This window comes from Candidatus Synechococcus spongiarum (assembly GCF_900047545.1).
In the GTDB taxonomy this organism is placed as follows: domain Bacteria; phylum Cyanobacteriota; class Cyanobacteriia; order PCC-6307; family Cyanobiaceae; genus Synechococcus_B; species Synechococcus_B spongiarum_C.
The window spans coordinates 1-7,554 of the sequence record NZ_FITM01000049.1 but is presented as its reverse complement, the minus strand read 5'-3'; the positions used below and the strand labels follow the sequence as shown (position 1 = coordinate 7,554).

Here is a 7,554-nt window from a genome sequence, read left to right as displayed (position 1 = left end):
TGTTCCTCACAGAGCCAGAACAAAGCCTCCATCCTTCCTCCTCCTCAAGGTCTCTCGGGGGGTCCCCCCATCCAAAGGGCGTCTCTTCCTATTTTATGGGTCCTGAGCCTAGAAATACATCCAAGCGGCCGCGAAGCCGGCCATGCGGCCTGCGGTCATGCCTTGGGCGGTGAGAAGCGCCAGCGAGGTGACCGCCACCGCTCATCCTCCCGTAGCCGGGCCGGCATCCGTAGCCATCCAGGCGGGGGCACATCACGTCGTTGATCACTAGATTGGGGAGTAAGGGGTCCTACCCAGATAGGCCTGGGTAGCCTTTGAGCAACGGGACAAACGATTTTAATCGCCCCATGGGTGGGGACCCTCCGCCATGGAATCCCCAAGCCCATTCCAGAAGATCTGGTCACCAACCACCACTGCCAGGGCCATGGCCACCCCGCAATGGCTCCACTGGGGCGACCCCTGGAGCCAGAGGCCAAAGGCCTGTCGTAAACGTTGCTGTTGCCGCCAGCCGAGACAGTTGCCGGCGCCATCCACAAAGGCAACACTGGCGGCGTTGCGGCATTTCACCTCCACGATCAACAGCCGCCCGTCCTGGTGCAGCAGCAAGTCCATCTCCCCATGGCGGCAGCGCCAGCGATGTTCCAGAACCTCCCAGCCCTGAGCCGTCAGCACTGTCGTAACCCGTTGTTCTGCAGCCAGTCCCCGCTCGGAAGACGTGCCCATGGTTTTTACACAACACTGGTCCCAGGGTTCCCCCGCCCTAGCATCCGGTGACGGGCGGATCTTTCCTGCTTTGTCACCAACGGCAGAAAAAATCCCACCAGGCCGGTAAACTGGGTTGGTACCTGCTGGAGGATGGAGATGGGGTTGCTGCTGGCTGGTCTGTTGGCTGCGGGGTTTGCCTTGATAGTGAGCCTGGTGGTGCCGCCACCCCTCTTGGCCGCCATGGACTATGCCAAACAGTCCCTCATCGGGGCTGATTTCCACGGGCAGGATCTGCGGGGCACCACCTTCAACCTAACCAACCTGCGGGAGGCGGATCTGGGGGAGGCGGACCTGCGGGGCGCCAGCTTGTTCGGGGTCAAGCTGCAAGACGCCAACCTGCGGGGCACCGATCTGCGGGAGGCCACCCTGGATTCCGGCATCCTGCGGCGGGCAGATTTACGGGACGCTCGACTGGAGGACGCCTTTGCCTTCAATGCACGGTTTGAAGACGTGGACATCACCGGTGCGGACTTCACCAACGTGATCCTGCGGAAGGATCAACTGCGGGCCCTCTGCCGCCGTGCCGACGGGACCAACCCCATCACCGGCCAGGCAACCCGCGATACCCTTGGTTGCACCTGACACCTGCGCTGAACACCATGGATCCCACCAGTCTTGAGCGTCTCGCGGCCCTGAAGCGGCAATTGCCCCAAAAGCTGCCCCTGCCGGACCAGAGAGCGGATCAGGCGGCGGACCACAAATCGGCCCAGCGGCAACCGGCGCGCCGGCACCCTCTGGAAACAATCCAGGATCCCGAACATCTCTTCGGGGAGTTGATGAACACCAGCCCGGACGGCCACGTCCCCGACCATCTTTTGGAACGCCTGCGCAGCCTGGAGCAACAGCGGGCGGAGGACGCTGGCGGACAGGCCCAACCTGCCAATGGGGACGTGAACCGTGAACAAGAGCAATACAGCCTCTTTGAGGCCCTGTTGGGGGACGAGGACTAGGGAACGTGACGCTGAGTGCCCAAGGGCCAGCCGCCGTGGGCGTCAATGACGGCGTCAATGGCGGCCATGAGGCGAGGCGTTATGGCCAGGGCGGCGCAGAGGCGACGGTAATGCTGAATATCTGAGAAGGAAAGCCGGCGCCCCTTGCGATCTTTGAGCCACTTTTGGGCAGGGGCGTAGCCACCGATACTGAAGGTCCAGGTTTCAGGAGATACATTGTGGAAGCATTGTTGGGCGTTGATCCACACCTGGCCGGGATGGCTATTTTGTGGTGGTGTATAAGATAGCCTCTTAATAATATTATCACCGCGGTGGGGAAATTCAGGCGCGTCTTCGTAATCTTCCCTTTCAAGACAATGGCGAACAACCAACTGTTGGCCCAAGTCAACGAGGGCTGCAAAAAGAACTCTATTGCTGATGAGAGGCAAGCTGGGGAAGTCTGATTTCAAATGATCCCGGTAGCGCTGGCGATAGGCCGGGCTATGGAGCAAAGCATAGATGCTGTGCAGCATGTCCTCCGGGCCAAAGCTAGTGGTCAGGTCTCCTGGCCCGTCAGGGACAAACTCCAGATTGAAAGCAGCAGAGCTGGCATTGATAAAGTCTGGATTGAGGTTATGTTGTCTGGTTGAGCTAACTTTAATATCTTCCTCAGTCAAGTACTGATAGAGAGGGAAAAGCAGATTGCCGCCACGGCGAAAAAGATTAAGATCCGTGGGGTTGCGGGAGACAAACGCAACATCCCACTGCCTTGAACCGGTTACCTGACCGGCACGGCCGATGCAAAGAGCAAGATTTGCACCTGAGAACATATGCATCATCACATGCTCGCGCCTGTTGACAGCAATATTGCGATTAAATACGGTTATCCTTTTATCAAAAGGACGATAGAGTATAGATTTAATTTGGCTACGCCACAGTCCACTGGCAAGCTCCTTTTTGGCGCGTTCGTAGTGCCATTGGCTTTGTGAACACAAACGCCAAATCCGACGCGCCTCTTTTTCTGATGTCGTATTCAGAAAGCGCTCTACCTTATCAATCATCTCTTGGCTCGTCCAGGAAATTGCAAGTTGGTCATGGGTGGTGACGATCCCTGTAGCTGCACATGGGTTTGCAGGGGAGAAGATATTAACGATTGACCAGAATTTTTCATATTCTTTGTTAATGGTTTGATCCCGTGGCACAAATAGATAGAGGGGTGCTTGAGGCGTTAGCGGTGTCCATGGTGTAGTCTCCACGTCATTGGCTGCAAGCCAGCCATACTTGCCGTCACATTGGCCACCACCGGGGCCGGCTTCCCGCTCACCCCATAGCTCCCCGTAAAATACCCCTTTGCTCAGGTTGTGGGCGTTTTTGCCATGCTTGACAAAGAAGCCAATGGCAACACCCTGCTGGATATCAAAAACATTCATATCCTTGCTGCCGTCCGGGGCAGCCTCCCGTCTCCTGGTATTGCCATGGAGGTCCAGCAGGTAGATCTGATCAAAAGTCTCCATCAGACTGCGGCGCATGGCGCGGAAGGTGGGATTGTCAAGATAACTGTGATTGGTCACAAATGCTAAAATTCCCTCGCCGGTTTTCTCAATACGCCACTGGGCAAAGCGGATAAATTTTACGTAATCATCATTGAGCCACTTCGTGTTTCTCTCCTGCAAATCTTGACCATCCATATGGAAGTAGCTCCCTTTTGAGAAGTGATTACCCTGGCCTCTGAGCAGTTGATTGATCCAGAGATTGTTATTGGCTGAGTGGCCTAAATAAGGTGGATTACCAATCACCACCATCACGGATTTTTCCCGCTTAATCCCATCAGCGCTGGCAGCTTCACGAGCAATGGCATGGGCCAAGAGGACACCTTGCTTCTGTTGATGGCCGCCCTCTAAAGTATTGGTGAGAAAGACGTTCAGGCGTTGGTCAGGCGCAAGCTTCAGGCCTTGGTTTTGATCTCCCAATTCCAGGGCTAATTTCAAATGGCAAATGGCATAGGGTGCCATCAGCAACTCAAATCCAAACAGTCGCGGTAGCAAATGCTGATTGACGTACTCCAGCCAGGTTCCAGCCAAACCTTGCTGCTCCAGGGTGGCGCGAATCTGGACAATCACTTCCCGAAGAAATGTTCCCGTGCCGGCAGCAGGATCCAGAATGAACACACGGTGCTTTTCGCCGGGGCCTGGCAGTTCTGCCAAACCGGAAGGCAGCTCAAACTGGCGCTGTAGCAGCCGATCTACACTGCGTACAATGTAAGAGACTACAGGCTCAGGTGTATAATAGACACCGCGAATTTCTTGTAATTTTGGATCATAAGCTTTCAGAAAATTCTCATAAAAATGTACAACAGGGTCTTCCCGCTGACTGCGTTGCCCAAAATCTTCCAGCACTGCCGTCATATCGGCTTGGTCCAGCAGATGGGCCAGATCATCCACAATCCAGGCTATGGATTGATCAAGACCAGGTCCGGCAATGCGCCCGAATACGTCTTGAAGAAATGGTGTGGTTTTGGTGAATACTGCTGATTGGCGTGTGAATGGTGCTCCTGTCAAGTGCCCGCAGCGGGCGGCAAACAGACCGTAGATTGCCGTTTGCGCTTGTAGATCAGCAAAGTCTGCTGCGGACAGGTCTGTGATCAAGACTTGGCGGTAGACCTGCCAGAGTTCATGCAACGGTTCTGTGCAGTTCTCTTGTGCCAGGACGCGGGCTATGGTGTCCCGCAGGAGGCGGGCCTTGGCGGCCATACGCTGAGCCAACTCCTCAGAGCGGCTAATGGTCATAGGTGCTGTGCTAAAAAAGTCCTGAAATAAGGCGCGTATCCCTGAGAAGGCATCGGGATTGAGCTGGATGACATCGCGCTTGTCCAGATTGCCCAGGCAGACTTCCCTCCGCTGTTGCCCGTCCTGATACCAGCGGAACTCCAGATGGTTGGTCAGGATCAAATTGGCCAGGCCGTGCCGATAGCGCTCAAGCTGCTCGGTCGCTTCAACCTGATCCAGGGCAATATCTACATCCTTGCACTCCACGTAACCAACGGTCACCCCGCCACGCTCCACAACCAGATCCGGGGCGCCGCAAGCCACCTGTTTGGGTTCATTGAGAACAGACAGGTTCCCCCCTAGGCGCTCCAGCAGGTGTTGGAGCGGCAAGCGATAGCTGTGCTCTGTGGCCTTGCCACGGGCTCGGACAGCTTGAATTGCTTCGCCATAAGACCGCAATGCTGCCGCAGCGGCACGATTGTTCAGCATGGAACGGCTTCCTGATTACTCCCATGCTGCCACCCATCCCCTCTCCATCCCGCTCAGACGCCACCGCCACGGCCCTGCCGCGCCGGCTGGTGGTGGCGGGTACGGACACGGGGGTGGGCAAGACCCTGATCTCGGCCATGCTGGTGCGGGCCTTGGCGGCCCGTTATTGGAAACCCATTCAGGCCGGACTGCCACCTCTGAGTGCAGAGTCCAGCGACAGCCAGCAGGTGCAGACCCTCAGCAGTTGCCCCAATAGCGCCATCCTGCCGGAGGCCTATGGCCTTCAGCATCCCGCGTCGCCCCACTGGGCGGCTGAGCAGGAGGGAATTGTTCTGGAGCGCCAGCGCCTCTGGCCACCGGAAGACGAGCCGGACAGGGCGCTGGTGGTGGAGTTGGCAGGGGGTCTGCTGGTGCCCGTCACCCGACACCTGTTGCAGATTGACGTGATGGCGGAATGGGCGCTGCCGGTGGTGCTGGTGGCCCGGGCGGGGCTGGGCACCATCAACCACACCTTGCTGAGTCTGGAGGCCCTGCGCCGGCGCCGCGTCCCAGTGTTGGGGCTGGTACTCAACGGGGACGGCTTTGCCGATAACGCCACTGTGCTGCCCCAATTGGGTCGCACCCGTCTCCTGGGCCATGTGCCCCGCCTCCCCAAGCTGGATCCGGGGGTGCTGGACCAGGTGTGGCGCAACAGCGGCATGGCAAGCTGGTGGCCGGCAACACCATCCCCTCCCCATGGCTGATGATTCCTCCCGTTTGGAAACCGATAGTCTGGGGCCGGTCACCGTGGCGGCCCGCCACTATTGGGGCGCCCAGACCCAGCGGGCCATCCGCAGCTTTGCCATCGGCCCGGAGCGGATGCCCATGGAGATCATCCACGCCCTGGGGCGCATCAAGAGGGCGGCGGCCCTCAGCAACGCCCGGCTTAGCGTGCTGGACGAACAGCGTTGCGGCTGGATTGTGGCCGCCTGTGACGAGGTGCTGGCTGGCGGTTTTGATGATCACTTTCCCCTCAGTGTGTGGCAGAGCGGCAGCGGCACCCAGACCAACATGAACGTCAACGAGGTGATCGCCAATCGGGCTTCGGAATTGGGGGGGGGGCAGCGGGGCCAGAAACGGCCCGTCCATCCCAACGATCACGTGAACCGCTCCCAGTCCACCAATGACGTGTTCCCAGCTGCCGTTCACTTGGCGGCAGCAGACGGTGTGCAGCAGCAGTTGTTGCCCAGCTTGGGGGAACTGATCACCGCCTTGACGGGCAAGGCGGCCCAGTGGACGGACGTGGTGAAAATTGGCCGTACCCACCTTCAGGACGCGGTGCCGCTGACGGTGGCCCAGGAGGTGGGGGGCTGGGCAGCCCAGTTGCATGATGCCGAGCGGCGGTTGCGAGACTCCCTCGCCGGACTCCACGCCTTACCCCTGGGTGGCACGGCGGTGGGGACGGGCCTGGGGGCGCCAACGGGCTTTGGGGAACTGGTGTGTGAGCACCTGCGCCAGGGGAGCGGGCACAACTGGCACGTGGCCCCCAATCGCTTTGCGGTGATGGGCTGTCACGACGCCCTGGTGGACCTGATGGACCGCATTGGCCAACTGGCCATGGGGCTGCACAAAATCGTCAACGACATCCGGCTGCTGGCCTCTGGTCCCCGGTCTGGTTTTGGTGAATTGCGGCTCCCCGCCAACGAACCAGGCAGTTCCATCATGCCCGGCAAGGTGAATCCCACCCAGTGCGAAGCCGTGGCCATGGCCACCGTGCAGGTGCTGGGCCAGAGCAGTGCGGTCACCATGGCGGGCTGCGGGGGGCATTTGCAGATGAACGTCTATAAACCACTGCTGGGCTTCAACCTCCTGCGGGCCACGGCCCTGTTACGGGATTGCTGCCGTTCCCTGCGGGTTCACCTGGTGGAGGGGCTGGAGGTGGATGGGGAACACATCGGCAATTTGCGGGATCGTTCCTTGATGCTGGTGACAGCTTTGGCACCGGAAATCGGCTATGACGCCGCCGCCCGGGTGGCGCTCCATGCCCATGCCCACCAACTCAGCTTGCGGGACGCTGCCCTGAGCCTGGGTGTCATCACGGCAGAACGTTTTGACCAGGTGGTGAATCCCCGAGCCATGGCGCATCCCGACCTGCAGAACAACGATTCAGAGCATTTGTATGGGTAGGCAAGTTGTGCGTTGTCCCCTGAATTGGGTCAAACTGCTGCTGACCAAGGCTGTCCAGGGATATAAGCCCCGCCCTAAAGGGCGGGGTCAGTCTGCTAGTATTCAAGAGCAGGCATCACAGGGCGGGAACCCTCAAACCGCTCTCAAACCCCATCTGCACCAGAAAGTTGAAGGCGAGACTCTCAAGCTCACCAAGGTAGGGTCTATCCCTGTTACCTGAACTGAAACCTCCCGACTCCGCCCAGCAGTGTGACCATTATTAAGGACTGCGTAGGCCGCTACTTCGCCAGTTTCATGGTGGAGGTTGAACACCCTGAACTTCCGCCCAACGGCAAAGCCATAGGCGTGGATCTGGGCTTAACAGCCTTTGCCACAACCAACAATAACCCGAATTCCGGATAAGGGGACCTCAGGGTGAGGTGCTCTTGCCTTAGTTCAGT

6 protein-coding genes are annotated in these 7,554 nt (G+C 58.7%); 4 read left to right on the top strand and 2 right to left on the bottom strand.

The genetic code is table 11. The features are described from left to right. Positions 1–336 precede the first annotated feature (336 nt). Positions 337–723 (bottom strand): YraN family protein, encoded by a 387-nt coding sequence (locus tag FLM9_RS01935; RefSeq protein WP_081340122.1) that lies wholly within the window; start codon positions 721–723, stop codon positions 337–339. Between the two features lie 138 nt (positions 724–861). Here FLM9_RS01935 and FLM9_RS01930 point away from each other — a divergent pair, with 138 nt between their 5' ends. Next, positions 862–1,347, top strand: a complete 486-nt coding sequence (locus FLM9_RS01930; protein WP_074457008.1) for a pentapeptide repeat-containing protein — start codon at positions 862–864, stop codon at positions 1,345–1,347. Between the two features lie 17 nt (positions 1,348–1,364). Beyond that, entirely contained in the window at positions 1,365–1,715 is a 351-nt protein-coding gene (locus tag FLM9_RS01925; RefSeq protein WP_074457007.1) for a hypothetical protein, read from the top strand. Here FLM9_RS01925 and FLM9_RS01920 read toward each other — a convergent pair. Beyond that, positions 1,712–4,948 (bottom strand): type ISP restriction/modification enzyme, encoded by a 3,237-nt coding sequence (locus FLM9_RS01920; protein WP_074457005.1) that lies wholly within the window; start codon positions 4,946–4,948, stop codon positions 1,712–1,714. The genes FLM9_RS01925 and FLM9_RS01920 overlap by 4 nt on opposite strands. A 23-nt stretch (positions 4,949–4,971) precedes the next feature. On the opposite strand from FLM9_RS01920, the gene bioD reads away from it, so the two are divergent. Both bioD and FLM9_RS01910 read left to right on the top strand, forming a co-directional pair. Continuing rightward, positions 4,972–5,691 carry a dethiobiotin synthase gene (gene bioD / locus FLM9_RS01915; RefSeq protein WP_074457004.1) on the top strand — a complete coding sequence of 240 codons (720 nt, stop codon included), beginning with the start codon at positions 4,972–4,974 and terminating at the stop codon, positions 5,689–5,691. Further along, positions 5,684–7,114 carry a class II fumarate hydratase gene (locus FLM9_RS01910; protein ID WP_074457003.1) on the top strand — a complete coding sequence of 477 codons (1,431 nt, stop codon included), beginning with the start codon at positions 5,684–5,686 and terminating at the stop codon, positions 7,112–7,114. The genes bioD and FLM9_RS01910 overlap by 8 nt, the downstream gene beginning before the upstream one ends. The last annotated feature ends 440 nt before the right edge of the window (positions 7,115–7,554 follow it).